General features: G+C 36.1%; 13 protein-coding genes. 6 read left to right on the top strand and 7 right to left on the bottom strand.

The genetic code is table 11. The features are described from left to right. Nucleotide 1: 1 nt before the first annotated feature. From ACVRZD_RS01640 to ACVRZD_RS01630, 3 genes are all read right to left on the bottom strand, one after another. A complete protein-coding gene (locus ACVRZD_RS01640) occupies nt 2-1,225 on the bottom strand; it encodes an aminoacyltransferase (RefSeq protein ID WP_037625171.1) in 1,224 nt (407 codons plus the stop codon). Further along, nucleotides 1,225-2,034, bottom strand: coding sequence for a sugar-phosphatase (gene yidA, locus ACVRZD_RS01635; protein ID WP_447450203.1), 810 nt, complete (start codon nt 2,032-2,034; stop codon nt 1,225-1,227). The genes ACVRZD_RS01640 and yidA overlap by 1 nt, the downstream gene beginning before the upstream one ends. A gap of 165 nt (nt 2,035-2,199) precedes the next feature. Further along, nucleotides 2,200-3,501, bottom strand: coding sequence for an HD domain-containing protein (locus ACVRZD_RS01630; RefSeq protein WP_037624992.1), 1,302 nt, complete (start codon nt 3,499-3,501; stop codon nt 2,200-2,202). Nucleotides 3,502-3,587: 86 nt separating this feature from the next. On the opposite strand from ACVRZD_RS01630, the gene ACVRZD_RS01625 reads away from it, so the two are divergent. The 3 genes from ACVRZD_RS01625 to ACVRZD_RS01615 all read left to right on the top strand — a co-directional run bounded on the left by ACVRZD_RS01625 (nt 3,588) and on the right by ACVRZD_RS01615 (nt 7,506). After that, the gene (locus tag ACVRZD_RS01625; protein WP_037624989.1) at nt 3,588-3,974 is read left to right on the top strand and encodes a YwiB family protein; all 387 of its coding nucleotides are present in this window, start codon (nt 3,588-3,590) and stop codon (nt 3,972-3,974) included. A 368-nt stretch (nt 3,975-4,342) separates the two neighbouring features. Further along, nucleotides 4,343-4,543 carry a hypothetical protein gene (locus ACVRZD_RS01620; protein ID WP_230588930.1) on the top strand — a complete coding sequence of 67 codons (201 nt, stop codon included), beginning with the start codon at nt 4,343-4,345 and terminating at the stop codon, nt 4,541-4,543. A 278-nt stretch (nt 4,544-4,821) separates the two neighbouring features. After that, a complete protein-coding gene (locus ACVRZD_RS01615; protein WP_037624987.1) occupies nt 4,822-7,506 on the top strand; it encodes a cation-translocating P-type ATPase in 2,685 nt (894 codons plus the stop codon). Between the two features lie 212 nt (nt 7,507-7,718). Here the strand turns inward: ACVRZD_RS01615 and ACVRZD_RS01610 are convergent, their stop codons facing one another. Both ACVRZD_RS01610 and ACVRZD_RS01605 read right to left on the bottom strand, forming a co-directional pair. Then, on the bottom strand, nt 7,719-8,921 hold the full coding sequence (locus tag ACVRZD_RS01610; protein WP_447450202.1) for an IS110 family RNA-guided transposase: 1,203 nt from the start codon (nt 8,919-8,921) through the stop codon (nt 7,719-7,721). A 175-nt stretch (nt 8,922-9,096) separates the two neighbouring features. Continuing rightward, a complete protein-coding gene (locus ACVRZD_RS01605) occupies nt 9,097-9,516 on the bottom strand; it encodes a hypothetical protein (protein ID WP_037627322.1) in 420 nt (139 codons plus the stop codon). 116 nt (nt 9,517-9,632) lie between these two features. Here ACVRZD_RS01605 and ACVRZD_RS01600 point away from each other — a divergent pair, with 116 nt between their 5' ends. Then, on the top strand, nt 9,633-10,376 hold the full coding sequence (locus tag ACVRZD_RS01600; RefSeq protein WP_037627321.1) for a glycerophosphodiester phosphodiesterase: 744 nt from the start codon (nt 9,633-9,635) through the stop codon (nt 10,374-10,376). A gap of 7 nt (nt 10,377-10,383) precedes the next feature. Here ACVRZD_RS01600 and ACVRZD_RS01595 read toward each other — a convergent pair whose 3' ends face one another. Next, nucleotides 10,384-10,752: a hypothetical protein gene (locus ACVRZD_RS01595; RefSeq protein WP_037627319.1), complete on the bottom strand. Its 369-nt coding sequence runs from the start codon at nt 10,750-10,752 to the stop codon at nt 10,384-10,386. Nucleotide 10,753: 1 nt separating this feature from the next. Continuing rightward, nucleotides 10,754-11,626 carry a putative phosphoesterase gene (locus ACVRZD_RS01590; RefSeq protein ID WP_447450201.1) on the bottom strand — a complete coding sequence of 291 codons (873 nt, stop codon included), beginning with the start codon at nt 11,624-11,626 and terminating at the stop codon, nt 10,754-10,756. Nucleotides 11,627-11,692: 66 nt separating this feature from the next. Here ACVRZD_RS01590 and ACVRZD_RS01585 point away from each other — a divergent pair, with 66 nt between their 5' ends. Both ACVRZD_RS01585 and ACVRZD_RS01580 read left to right on the top strand, forming a co-directional pair. Beyond that, nucleotides 11,693-12,331 carry an HAD family hydrolase gene (locus tag ACVRZD_RS01585; RefSeq protein ID WP_037627317.1) on the top strand — a complete coding sequence of 213 codons (639 nt, stop codon included), beginning with the start codon at nt 11,693-11,695 and terminating at the stop codon, nt 12,329-12,331. 141 nt (nt 12,332-12,472) lie between these two features. Beyond that, complete coding sequence (locus tag ACVRZD_RS01580; protein ID WP_447450200.1) at nt 12,473-14,389, top strand: fructose-1,6-bisphosphatase; 1,917 nt, start codon at nt 12,473-12,475, stop codon at nt 14,387-14,389. Nucleotides 14,390-14,480: the final 91 nt, after the last annotated feature.

Here is a 14,480-nt window from a genome sequence, read left to right as displayed (position 1 = left end):
ACTATTTACTCCTAATTTGTTTTCGTAAGTTGTAAGCTAACATTGCCGGACCATAAAGAGGACTAACTGGGATATTGAATTCTCCAGCAAATTCCTCAATACTTGGATTTAATTTTGATTTAAAGTGGTACAAGCCACCGTCTAAATTGTTTTCTACACCACCTAAATTATGGCACAGACATCCCCGTTTGAAAGCTTCTTGAGCTGTCTCGTACCATGTTAAGAGTGCAGCTTGGTAATTTTTGAAGTTCTCATCCATGCCTGCATAGAGATTTTCAGAGGTTTTGCCATAGATTATTGTCAGGGTTGCTGCTAATGGAGCAGTTGTAACACCAGCTTCAAGATAGTCATTTAAGAATGACATTTCACTTGTTAAGCGTTTAATGGCGTTTTCGATTTCGTTCACTTTTCCAGCTTTTGTTTTCTCAGTAAATTGACTTTGTGTCAGCATTGCTTGGTGTAATTGTTCAGTTAATTCTTTCTGACGCTTTTCCAAGTTTAGACTTGCCATTGTTATATAAGAGCTATCTGGATAGCTTTCCATTAGTTTGCGGTAGTAATCAATTCCTCTGAGATTTATCCCTTTTCGGTCTTCAGTTTTCTTCATTAAAGAAGCAAAATCTGTCAAAAGCTCAACTCCCCCAATTGTTAGATCGATACCTTTGTTTTGAGCTGTACGAATAGCTTGCTTGGTTTTTTTAGGAAGTTGTTGAAAAGTTGCATGCTCTGCATGGATATTAGCTTGAATGCGTGGTTGAATTGTTTGACCGATATCTCGTGTTTTCCCTCCCCATTCAACGCCTAACTGATTGAGGAATTGAATGAGTGTGGTAGTGACTTCGTCTTCCTCATCAGTTGTTTCAGAACTATTCGTGACAAGATACCTAGTGAGGAAAAGGGATGGATCAAATTTTACAAAAATAGCGCGTTTACTTTTTCCGAATTTTTTGAGTGATGATACAACAAAATCTACTAATTCATAGTCTGTGTAGTCCATGATTGGCCCACGCGGAATATAAATTAAGGTAAAATTCAGTGGTAAATTTTTGATTAAGAGCGAAGCAGTAGCAATTAATTGATTATCTTGATAAAACCCGATTCTTTCTGTAGCCCAATTTGATTTAATGCTAGCCCAGATGGAACTTTGTAAGAGATTGCATTGTTTATTGGAAAGCAAGAATTGATCATGCTCTTGCTCAGAAATTCCAATTTTATAAGTATACATTAATTTAATACCCACTCGCGTATAGCATGCGCTACGCCGCTTTCATTATTTGATTTAGTAATATATTTAGCAATTTTCTTTAATTCTGGCACACCGTTTTCCATGACAACTGGGTTGCCGACAACTTCTAACATAGCCCGGTCATTCTCGGCATCTCCAATAGCCATGGTTTGATTCATGTCAAGTCCGAGTTTATCAGCAAGGTGTCGAATGGCATTGCCTTTGCTTACAGATTTGGTCATCAATTCTAAATAGAATGGTGTTGATTTGACAATGTTGTATTTGTCATAAAAACTTTCAGGAATATTTTTGATGGCTTGGTCTAAGACTTCAGGTTCATCAATCATCATGATTTTAACAATTTCACGATTTTGCATTTCTTCAGGAGTGCGGTAGAATATTGGCATGTTAACTAAAGTTGCTTCGTGAACAGTATATTTTCCAATATTTCTGTTTGCTGTGTAAATGCCCTCTTTTGTGATGGCATGCATATGAACATCAAGTTTGCGACTTAAGAATTCAATATCTAAGTAATCTTCATAGGACATTGTTTCTTTTACAATCTCTTCACCAGTAGCAGCATCTTGTACTAATCCACCATTAAAAGTAATAACATAGTTACCAGGATGATTTAAATTTAAGTCTTCTAATAATTGGGTAACCCCAGCGATGGGTCTACCAGTAGCTATGACAATGTGTACACCTTCTTTTTTGGCATCTTGTACAGCTTGATAAACCTGGCTTGTTATTTTACGGTCATCAGTAATGAGAGTGCCATCAATATCAACAGCAACTAGTTTTACAGACATGGAATTCTCCTTGAAATAGTCAAATAATAATAAAGATAAAAAATATCCACCCTCTATCATACTAAAAATGAGTCGATTTGTCATGATATAGACAATTATAACTGCTGAGGAAAACGTTTTAACTGCTAAAAATCAACTAATCATAAAAAGGACACGCTTGTCCTTTTAATTTGGAAATTGAAAATGTTCATTTGTTATAAATGCCTTAAATTCTTCTTTTATTGGTTCAAATAAATCATTCGTTTTAAGCATTTCCTTAGGAAAATAGAAGCGTCTGTCCCCGTAGGTTGTTCCAGTTAACGTTTTTACAATTGGTGATAATTGAGAAAGTTCAGAACGGCTACCATCTTTATGAATCATTTCGATTTGAGTTCGTGGATTTTTAGTTTCTGGACGATAAATATCATATGGTAAGTCGAAATTGACATGGATGCCTGTGTAGTATTCAGGATCAAAGCCAACGGCTTCAACTAAATCAGTTACTTTTTTTAAATCCTCAGTGGAATCCTGATCAAAGGTGACTGACTTGAAAATTTTCCGATTAATAAAGCGACCTGCTAAATCGGCTAAAATATCATCAGAACTCGTCATCCAGTTTTGGAAATAAGTATTCATGACACCGTCATCTAATTTTAGATAGTCCATTAAATCAAATTGCCCACTTAAAAATGGGATTAAGGCTGGTGCCGTTTTTTCAAAATAGTTCGGCTCTTTTTCAAACAAATATTTAGCACGTTTTAATAGATTTTGCAAATTGAGTTCGACACCTCGGCTAGCAGGATGGAAATAAACTTGCATATACATTTGAAAGCGACTAACAATATAATCTTCTACAGCATGCATGCCATTTTTTTCAAAGACAATACCGTCTTCCACCGGTCGAATAACTCTCAAAATTCGCATTAAGTCAAATTGCCCATAATTAGCAGCAGAAAAATAAGAATCACGTAACAGATAGTCCATTCGGTCGCAATCGATTTGACTTGAAATGAGCTGAACGACCTGTTTGTTTGGGTAGGTGTGATTGATGACACTCGCAATCTTTTCTGGAAAATCTGGTGCAACTTTAACTAATATTTGATTAATTTCGGTTTTAGGGTTGCAAATAATTTCTTGTGTAATAGCTTCATGGTCAGTCTCAAATAATTTTTCAAAGGTGTGGGAATAAGCACCATGTCCAATATCATGAAGCAAGGCAGCAGTCATAGTTATAAGTGATTCTTCTTTATCCCAAACATCGGGATATTTGTCATCAAAAATCTCAGTAACGCGTCTAGCTATTTCGTAAACACCGAGGCAATGCGAAAAGCGACTATGTTCAGCACCATGGAAGGTGAATGCTGTAGTCGGTACTTGTTTTATACGTCTGAGTCTTTGAAACTCTCTTGAGTTCACTAAATCATAGATGAGCTGATGATTCATGTGAATATAGTTGTGGACAGGATCACGAAATACTTTTTCATTCATGGCTTTATTATATCAAAAATTGCTAAAATGCACAGAAATTGGTAAAATAGACTGATTAAAATTTGCGATACATAAGAAAGATTATAATGACAATTCTAATAAAAAATACAATCAGATATGATGACCAGATAGAAAAAATAAAAGAAGAGTATTCAAGCCAGTTTCAAGAAAAAGGGCGCTATTACTATCTCAGTTATCAAAATACCGAAGAAGAAAAAGTAGTTATTAAATTTAATACTGAAGAAATGACAATCAGTCGTTTTTCACAACCGCAATCAATCATGAAATTCAAAAAGAATAAGCAGGCTTTAATAGCTATACCAACGCCTGTAGGTATTCAACAGTTTATTACGGATACCAGCACTTTTGAACTTAATGAAAGAGATCAAAAGGTTATAGTCACTTATAAATTGCTTCAAGCAAGTAGTCAATTAGAATTTGCTCAGTATCAGCTAGAGATAGAATGGAAATAATATAGAAACGAAAAAGAGTCATAGTATGGCCAGTATTATTGCGTCTTTGGTATGATGGTTGAAGGAAGCAGTTTACGAGTTGCTTTTAAAGAAATAAATGATTTAAATACGGAAAAGACAGTTATTCTTAAATTTCTGAAAGCCGCCATAATGAAACTATAATCGTTTTTGATGAGGACTTTTGTGCCGTTATTGGACTCGCTCTTGCCATTGTTGGAACTGTTTTAACGATGCTAACTCAGAATAGTTTCTATGATGCCTTCTCAGGTTTACTGATAGGTCTGATGCTCTGCGTAGTTGCAATACTGTAAGCTAGGGAATTCTATGGCTTACTATTTGGTGAAAGAGTAAGTGCTGCTGATTTGCAGTTGATAAAGTCAGTTTTTCACCATGAAGATGTTCAGCGGGTTATTGATATCAAAACAATCCATCTCAGTGCAATTGATATTTTAATCACAGCTAAGATTGAATTGAAAGAAACACACAAAATGAAATCATCTGACCTTGTTAATGAAATTGAGGCTTCTATCCGAGAAAATCTATCTGGTAAAAAAGGTTTATATCTATAATAGAATTAGATCGATTTGATGAAAATTACGGGAATAAGATACGATAAATCATCTGATGAATAAGCTTGTTTTTTTGAAAATTGCGGTGTTTTCACTTGTGTTTTCCTAGAAATTTTAATATAATATTCCTATATCAAGGGAGTAGCAGACGGTTTACCGTGGCTTGTGTCGTCATTACGGAATTTCGATTTCCGGCACAGTCTGAAACAGCGAGACTTGTTTAAGAAAATGAACAGGTCTTTTTATATACTTTTTAGGGGACCAAGGAGGAAAGAAATTTGTCGAAAGAACAAAAGAAACACACCTTTTACGTAGAGTCGGAGGAATCTGTCTTAAGTATTCTAGACTCTAGCAGAGAAGGTTTAACTAGCGATCAAGCAGAAAAACGATTAGCAGAATATGGTCGAAATGAACTTGATGAAGGTGAAAAACGTAGTCTCTTGATGAAATTCATTGATCAATTTAAAGATTTAATGATTATTATCTTAATTGTGGCAGCAATTTTGTCAGTGGTCACTGAAGGCTCAAAAGGGTTAACGGATGCCATCATTATCTTAGCAGTTGTTATTTTAAATGCTGCTTTTGGGGTTTATCAAGAAGGACAGGCTGAAGCAGCCATTGCAGCCTTAAAATCTATGTCTAGTCCCATTGCTCGTGTACGACGCAATGGGCATATTGTGGAAGTTGATTCTAAAGAATTGGTTCCCGGAGACATTGTTTTACTTGAAGCAGGTGATGTTGTTCCGGCGGATATGCGCTTTTTAGAAGCAAGTTCGCTTAAGATTGAAGAAGCTGCTTTAACAGGTGAATCTGTTCCCGTAGAAAAAGATTTGAATGCAACTGTCGCTGCTGATGCAGGTATTGGTGACCGTGTTAATATGGGGTATCAAAACTCAAATGTTACTTACGGACGTGGAACAGGTCTTGTAACAAATACTGGTATGTACACTGAAGTTGGACATATCGCAGGTATGCTTGCTAATGCTGACGAAACAGATACACCATTAAAACAAAATCTAGATAACCTATCTAAGATTTTGACTTATGCTATTTTAGTTATTGCAGCAGTAACTTTTGCAGTTGGTGTTTTCTTGAGAGGTCAACATCCTCTTGAAGGATTGATGACTTCAGTCGCACTAGCCGTTGCAGCAATTCCAGAAGGATTACCTGCCATAGTTACAGTTGTCCTTTCCCTTGGTACACAAGTGTTAGCCAAACGTAATGCCATTATTCGTAAATTACCAGCAGTTGAAACATTAGGTTCAACAGAAATCATTGCATCAGATAAAACAGGGACATTGACAATGAACCAAATGACTGTTGAGCAAATTTATACAAATGGTAGCTTACAAGATTCAGCACAAGAAATTCCTGCTGAAAATAACACACTTCGTGTTATGACTTATGCAAATGATACAAAAATCGACCAAACTGGTAAATTAATTGGTGATCCAACAGAAACAGCCTTGGTTCAATACGGTTTAGACCACAGTTTTGACGTTCGAGATTACATGGTGACTGAGCCCCGTGTTGCCGAATTACCATTTGACTCTGACAGAAAATTGATGTCAACAATCCACAAAGAAGCTGATGGAAAATACTTTGTAGCAGTCAAAGGGGCTCCAGATCAGCTATTAAAACGTGTCACACAAATTGAAGAAAATGGGCAAATTCGTCCAATCACCGATCAAGATAAAGAAACTATCCTTGCAACTAATAAGAGTCTTGCTAAACAAGCGCTTCGTGTATTAATGATGGCTTATAAATACACAGAATCTGTGCCAACTTTAGAATCAAATATTGTTGAGTCAGAGCTAGTTTTCTCAGGTCTTGTTGGGATGATTGACCCAGAACGTCCAGAAGCAGCTCAAGCCGTTAAGGTTGCAAAAGAGGCAGGCATTCGACCAATCATGATTACTGGTGACCACCAAGATACTGCTGAGGCAATTGCTAAGCGACTTGGCATCATTGATGAAAATGATCATGAAGATCACGTTTTCACTGGTGCGGAACTTAATGAGATTTCTGATGAAGAGTTCCAAAAAATCTTCAAACAATACTCAGTTTATGCGCGTGTTTCACCTGAGCATAAAGTACGTATCGTTAAAGCTTGGCAAAATGAAGGTAAAGTTGTTGCCATGACAGGTGATGGGGTAAATGATGCACCGTCACTTAAAACAGCTGATATCGGAATTGGTATGGGAATCACTGGTACAGAGGTTTCTAAAGGAGCTTCTGACATGGTCCTTGCTGATGACAACTTTGCAACAATCATTGTTGCCGTTGAAGAAGGCCGCAAGGTATTTTCAAATATTCAAAAAACAATTCAGTACCTACTCTCAGCAAATATGGCAGAAGTATTTACTATCTTCTTAGCAACATTATTTGGTTGGGATGTCTTACAACCTGTTCATTTACTTTGGATCAACTTGGTAACTGATACACTTCCAGCTATTGCTTTAGGTGTAGAGCCAGCTGAACCAGGAGTGATGAAGCATAAACCTCGTGGTCGTAAATCAAGTTTCTTCGACGGTGGTGTTAAAGAAGCCATTCTTTATCAAGGAGCTTTCCAAACAATGCTTGTTTTAGGCGTCTATGCATTTGCATTATTCTTCCCAGAACATGCTACTTATAAAGAAGTTCATGCTGATGCCTTAACGATGGCATATGTGACACTTGGTTTGATCCAATTGGTTCATGCTTACAATGTTAAGTCTGTTTACCAATCAATGTTTAAGGTTGGTCTTTTCAGAAATAAATTATTCAACTATTCAATCCCAGTAGCTTTCATCATGCTTATGGTGACGGTTGTTGTACCTGGATTTAATCAATTCTTCCATGTATCACACTTAAGTGCAACACAATGGTTAGTTGTAGTCATTGGTTCATTACTGATGGTTGTTCTGGTTGAGATTGTTAAAGCTATCCAACGTGCTATGGGTCTCGATGAAAAAGCAATTTAACTAATAAAAAGACAGATTCGATGGAATCTGTTTTTTTCCTACCATTTGTCAAGCCTACCAAGGCTTTAAGGTGAAAATATTTTGAGGACAGTAGTTCAATGTAGCTTATTGTCCTCTCTTTCTGTGGTAAGCATGAAAAAAGTGTACGCCAAAGAAACACCTTATCTAGCCTTTTTAAAAATAAGGTGTTAGAATAATATGGCATAAAAGCTTTAATGATTTTGGATTGAAGTATAATCGTAAAGTTTGTTGTGCGTTATAAGGTAATACATTGTCCGAATAAGACGATGTATAGAGGCAATCGTATGTGGCTTAGTTGAAGCTAGTTGCGATTGTCTTTTTCGTTTCTCATAAAAGTCTGCGATATGACAAGGATTAGTGTGACTAGCTGAAGCGATGTTGTGAATACACTTGAAGAGAATCTTTCTGGCATAAGGATTGCCACGTTTGGTGATATATTCCTTGGCAAGAAAGTTCCCAGATTCATAGTGTCTGAGGTCAATTCCGATAAAGGCATTGATTTGGTTGGCAGACTGAAACCGGCGAATATCTCCCAATTCACCAATGATAGAAGTCGCTGTTGTTTCTGCAATACCAGGGGTAGACAGTAAGATGTCATATTCAGGCAAAGGCTGAGCTAGGACTACCATATTGTCTAAAACCACTTGTCTATGTTCAGATAGTCGAAGCAATTCTTGGGCATAGTAAGGAACCTCTTCAAGCATTGTAGAGTTTTTCTTAACTGCACAGTAGGATTGTTTAGCGAGTTCTATCAATTTATCAGCCAGATACTCGACACGCTTCTCAGAGATACGTTTGTATGTTGACTTTCGGATGACATTTGACAACTCAACGCTCTTTAGTTCTAGCACCATTTCTTTACAAGGAAAAGCTATCACTAAGTTCCAGTATTGTTCACCCGTTGGGGTAGACAAGAGGCTTTCCAACTCTGGGAAAGTGACTTGCAAGACTTTGTGCAGACGGTTCTTAGTTCGAACGATATCCTCGGTTAAATTTTGGTAGAATCGGCTTAGATCACGTAACTCTTGATAGACTTCTTTCTGCCTATACGTCGGTCTGCGATTCAGCACAAACTGAGACTGAGCTAATTTTTCAGCGTCAATTTTGCCTGTTTTACGGACACGTAAGCTGTCTAGTTGCTTTTTAGCTTCTAGAGGATTTAACCGTGTATAAGCGTAGCCATTGTCCTCAAGAAAGGCTTGAAGGCGACGAGAATAGACTCCTGTTGCTTCGAAGACAATCTCAGGCTGATGAACAGTTTTTAAGTCATCGGATAAACGAGCGAAGCCCACCGTATCGTTAGGCATGGTGTGGCCATGAACCTTCTTACCATTGAGCCAAATGGTCACTTCTGAACTTGCTTTACTCACATCAATTCCAAACACGACTCGCATGATATTACCTCTTTGTCTTGAATGATTCCTAGTTTTAGTGATTTCATTTTCAATACACGACGTCTAGCGCCTAAAGAGAGTACGACTTAACAAGACACCTCTACTTTATCACAAAGAAAAAGTAGTAAGTACTCTCTCCCGTCGGAGATTTCCTCACCACTAATCTTAGTATGTTTTAATCTATTCTTTTAAATTTATATTTTGGGATGAAAAAACTGATAATGACTAGAAGAATCATGAAGCTTGTCAAAATCTGATTAGAAATGAGATGATTGTTAAACCCATTGATTAGGATGATAGCTAAAAAGCAAACTAATTTATAGTATGTAGATACTAAATTAGTAACTAATCGTAATTTATCACCATCAGAGACTATTAATTGGGGGCGGTTATAAAATGGAAAAGAGATTATCGAATAATCTGAAACTACTATTTGGGGATAATCAAAAAAATTATAGGAAATGATTGAACCGTCTGTCACTTCTAGTGAGACTTCCTTTTCATTTGCTAAATCAGCGACATATGCTTTATTTAAGCGGATTGTAATTGGTCCACTTGAGTACTTTCCTGTTTGTCTTTTGATTGTGATGGTCAATTTACATTACCCTTTCTGTCTTTTCACCTTAATTATACTGATTTTGAACACTTTTGCAATACACTACCGTTCTTGATATGGTAAACTAGACAATAGAATAAATAATAGGAGTCCTTATGACAGTCATTTTTGCCCATAGAGGAAGTAAGTCTAATAGACCAGAAAATACACTCATTTCTTTTAAAGAAGCGTTGAGAGTTGGGGCTGATGGTATTGAGCTGGACGTCCACAGAAGTAATGATAATCACTTAGTTGTTATTCATGATGAAACAGTTGATCGGACCACAAATGGCATTGGATTAGTCCGCGATTTAACATTAAAACAATTAAAAGAACTTGATGCAGGCTCATGGTTTGCACCTGAATACTTTAGAGAGAAAATTTCGACTTTAGAAGAAGTTTTGGATTTCTTAGTCGATGAGGGGTTTCGCGGTACCTTAAATATCGAAATTAAAACGGATAAATACCATTATCCAGGAATTGAGCATGATTTTGCCCGACTGCTGCAGTCTCAAAAATGGCCCTTTGACTATCTTTATTGCAGTTTTAATTTTAAGAGTCTTAAATTAATGTCTGAGTTGGATCCAGATGTTGAATTAGCCTTTTTAATGAAGAAAAATCCATTTCATATTTGGTTGGGCAAAAAAACACCATTTGTTGCTGCCATTCATCCTAATAAAGTATGGTTTTTAAATGATTTAACAGGCGTTAATCATTTTTCGAAAGCAATTAGACCGTGGACCTTAAATAAAGAAAGTCAAATCAACTTGGCGTTTAAGTATCACCTGGCTGGTTTTATGACAGATTACCCAGAATTAGCAGTAAAACTCAAGCAGTTATGGCAAGAAAAAAATCAATAGATCAGTCCTATTGATTTTTGATTGTCAGTTTAACTTGAGGCATTAAGTAGCTGAAGACAATTAGTAGGAGTGATAAGATACTTAAATAATAGAGTACAGGTGAGTCATAAGACAAGCACAGATGACTAATCACCACTGTCAAAATACCTGACCAAAAGAGGAGTAAAGGTAATGGATTATCACTAATAACAATGTGATCAGAATCTGTGATAAGTATTTTCTTTTGCAAGCTAGATTTTACTTTAAGTTCTTGCTTACCCTCAAAGTGACACGTCATTTCTTGACTGTTTTTAAGTTTAGCAGTATAAAGATTTCCAATATAAACTGTAATTGTAGTTCCAATTTTGAAAAATGTTGTTTGTCTTTTAATATTCATTCTATTTTTTATCCTCTAACTCAATAATTGTCATTGCTAAACGGAACTCCTCTGCTAATTTTTGCCTACGGAACTCCTCAAATTCAGCTGATTCTCTAATCGCAGAGTAGCGTTTAGAAAGTTTCCAATAGTCTGTAGGCATCAAATCGGGATGAGCTATTAAAAAAGCGTTGTTTAACTGCCATTCTTTTTGATAGCCGAGCGGACGAGAGTGATAGGTCACATCATCAATTTTATGTGGCGAAATTCTGTGGTGATTGTGACCAAAATAGACCATTTTGACATGGTGCTTTTTGAAAATGTTATGAAATTTTTGACTCCCTAAGAATGCATTAAAGGGTCTAAATTTAGGATGTTGGAGAATAAAGTCGCTGTGAGGAACAAAGTGCATGCTGATAATAACTTGTCCTGGTAGTGAACTAAGTACCCCTTCTAGCTTTCGACAGATTATCTGGGTCAATTCAATGTCAGAATAGGGCCTTTTTAGACGCCGATCAAACCAAAACTGATTTTTAAAAGCTAGATTTTCAGCAGATGATTTGTCAGGAAAAAAGGAATAGTCATACCAGCCGTGAAAAGCCAGCAAGGTTTCCTGTGAGCTTAAGGGAATCACTTGAAAATCAAGTGCCTCAATTCTTTTTTCATCAAGATCTAAAAGGTCATGATTCCCTAGGTTGTGACTAGTTTTTATTGATGGATTAATTTGTTTTAAAAATGGGCGACTTTTTCGGTCGTAATGATTGGATATATCACCTGCAATATGGAGAAAATCAATCTTATTTTCTAATAAGACGTGATTTAAACAATCGATATCAGCTTGACTAAACTGATTGAGGTCGATATGCAAGTCACTCATGATAGCTAGTTTTTTCATGCTTTTATTCTATCAAAAAATATAGAAGAATGCTATTTATGGTAAAATGGATAAAAGGAGAATGCCATGGTCAAAGCAATTATTTTTGATATGGATGGTGTCTTATTTGATACAGAGCCATTTTATCTTAACAGAAGACAACAATTTTTTGATGAACACGCAATTTCTATCAACCATTTGTCAGCTAGTGATTTTATTGGTGGGAATTTGCAACACATTTGGAAAGATTTATTGAGCAAGCACTATCAATCAGAACAAGCGAAGGCAGTTAGCGATGCGTATGATGCTTATAAAAAAAGGCATTTGGTACCTTATTGTGATCTTTTATTTCCAAATGTCAAACAGACATTGGCAAAATTGAAAGAAGACGCTATTAGCCTTGTCCTTGCCTCAAACTCAAGTAGAACAGATATTGAGCAAGCTTTGGAATCTTGTCATTTGAAGGAGTATTTCACTTTTGTTTTATGTGCTGAAGATGTTAGCCATCCAAAACCAGCACCTGACATTTATCTTAAAGCGAAGCAATTGTTGGAACTTGAAAAACAGGATATATGGGTAATTGAAGATAGTCAAAAGGGAATTTTAGCAGCAAAAAATGCAGGGTATAAGGTCTTTGCCATTAAGGATACGAGGTACGGTATTGATCAAAGTCAAGCAGATCAGCTGATTGATGCTGTTGAACAAATCATAGATTATTTAATATAGAATGCTCCCATAAGGGAGTGTTTTTTGTAAGCCTTTGCAGTTTTTGGTTGGCAAATTTTTTGAGAAGTTTTACAATGAGTTAGAAGACTTTTTTATTTTTTGAGCTAGTTGCTCTTTCATGGAAAGGAATCAATCATACTAATGTCTAACTATTATCAATTGTTGAAAGAAAAGTTTCCAAGTAAATCATCATTGGTTACTGAAATGATAAATCTTGAAGCGATTTGTCATCTCCCTAAAGGGACAGAACATTTTTTAAGTGATTTGCACGGTGAATATGAAGCGTTTGATTACCTGTTAAGAAATGGCTCGGGCTCCATCAAGAAAAAAGTTGCGGAATGTTTCCCTGATAAATCAGCTGAGGAAATTGATTACTTATGCCAGTATATTTATTATCCTAAAGCTAAAATTGAAGTGAGACAAGAAGAGTTAACATCTCAACAACTGATAGAGGAACTTAGTCAATTCTTACCTGATTTGTTGCAATTGGTAAAGTATATTGGGGGGAAATACACGCGGTCAAAGGTTCGTAAAATGATGGCTAGAGATTACGCCTATATTATGGAAGAACTTTTAATGGTTGAGCAACTAGATGTTAATAAACGGTCATATTATGATTCCATTATTGCTAAAGTCATTGAATTAGGACAGCTTGATGATTTATTTATTGCTTTTGCGACCTTGCTACAAGAGCTATCTATAGATCATTTGCATGTGGTTGGTGATATTTATGATAGAGGGAAATACCCAGATCTAATTATTGATCGCCTTCAAAAATTTAGTAAAATTGATATTCAATGGGGCAATCATGATATTACATGGATTGGAGCTGTTTCTGGTTCAACCATTTGTATGATTAATGTGATTCGGATTGCAGCTAGATATAATAGTATTGGTTTAATTGAGGATCGGTATGGTATCAATTTACGCCGTTTAATTGATTATGCCCAAAAACACTTTGACGTCGAAGAGGTTTTTAATCCAATTTTAGACGGTGATGATATTTCTGAGACAGACAAAACGATTTTGAATAAATTGCAACAAGCAACTGCCTTCTTGCAGTTTAAGTTAGAACATCAATTGATTAGCAGAAGACCTGAATTTGGCATGGAAGCTTCTAACTTATTTTCCAAAATAGATAAAGAAGCCAAAACAATTAGCATAAAAGGTAAAAACTATCCCTTACAATCTTTTCCTTATGAGATGATTAATTGGGAAAATCCACAAGAATTGACAGCCGAAGAAAAGCATATTCTATCAGGATTAATGCACCGTTTTCAGAATTCTGCTCGCTTAACACAACACATTGATTTTTTAATGGAAAATGGGTCCATTTATAAAATAACAAACAATCACTTGCTTTTCCATGGTGGTATGCCAATGCATTCAAATGGTGATTTCAAGTCCATGCATTTTGGAAATGTTGCTTATGCTGGTAAAGACTTAATGGACTTTTTTCAAGAGCAAGTTATCAAATCCTATAAGAATAAAGATAAGCAGGAAGATTTTGAAACGGATTTATTTTGGTACCTCTGGTGTGGGGAAGTGTCCTCTCTCTTTGGAAAGGATCGCATGACAACCTTTGAACGCTATTATATTGCAGATAAAGAAACGCATATAGAAATAAAGAATGCCTATTATCAGCTGCGTGAAAGAGAAGATATTTGCTTGCGCCTCTTAAATGAATTTGGTTTAGATGGGTCAGCTCATATTGTTAACGGTCATACACCGGTGAAAGAAAAAGTTGGTGAGTTACCCATCAAAGCTAATGGTCGCCTAATCATTATTGATGGTGGGCTTGCTAAAGGGTATCAAAAGAAAACAGGTATTGCTGGGTATACCCTAATTTCAAATAGTTATGGCCTAGAATTAGTAGCGCACAAACCATTTTCATCAGTCGCAGATGTTTTAGAGGGCGAATGCGATATTATTTTTATCAAACGCTTAGTTGAAGAAGTATCGCAACGGACACTAGTAAAAGAAACTGATAATGGAAAGTCTCTTTTAAAGGAAATTGCAGCTTTGGATTATTTATACCACCATTTTGACTTATATTAATAATTGTGGAGGACTTGGGGCGTGACCAGTTCTCCATTTTTTGCTGTTATAACTTTTTAATAAATGACACAATTCGTAATGACTTAGTCTT

This window comes from Streptococcus hongkongensis, from assembly GCF_053206145.1.
This window is presented reverse-complemented; position numbering and strand designations above follow the sequence as displayed.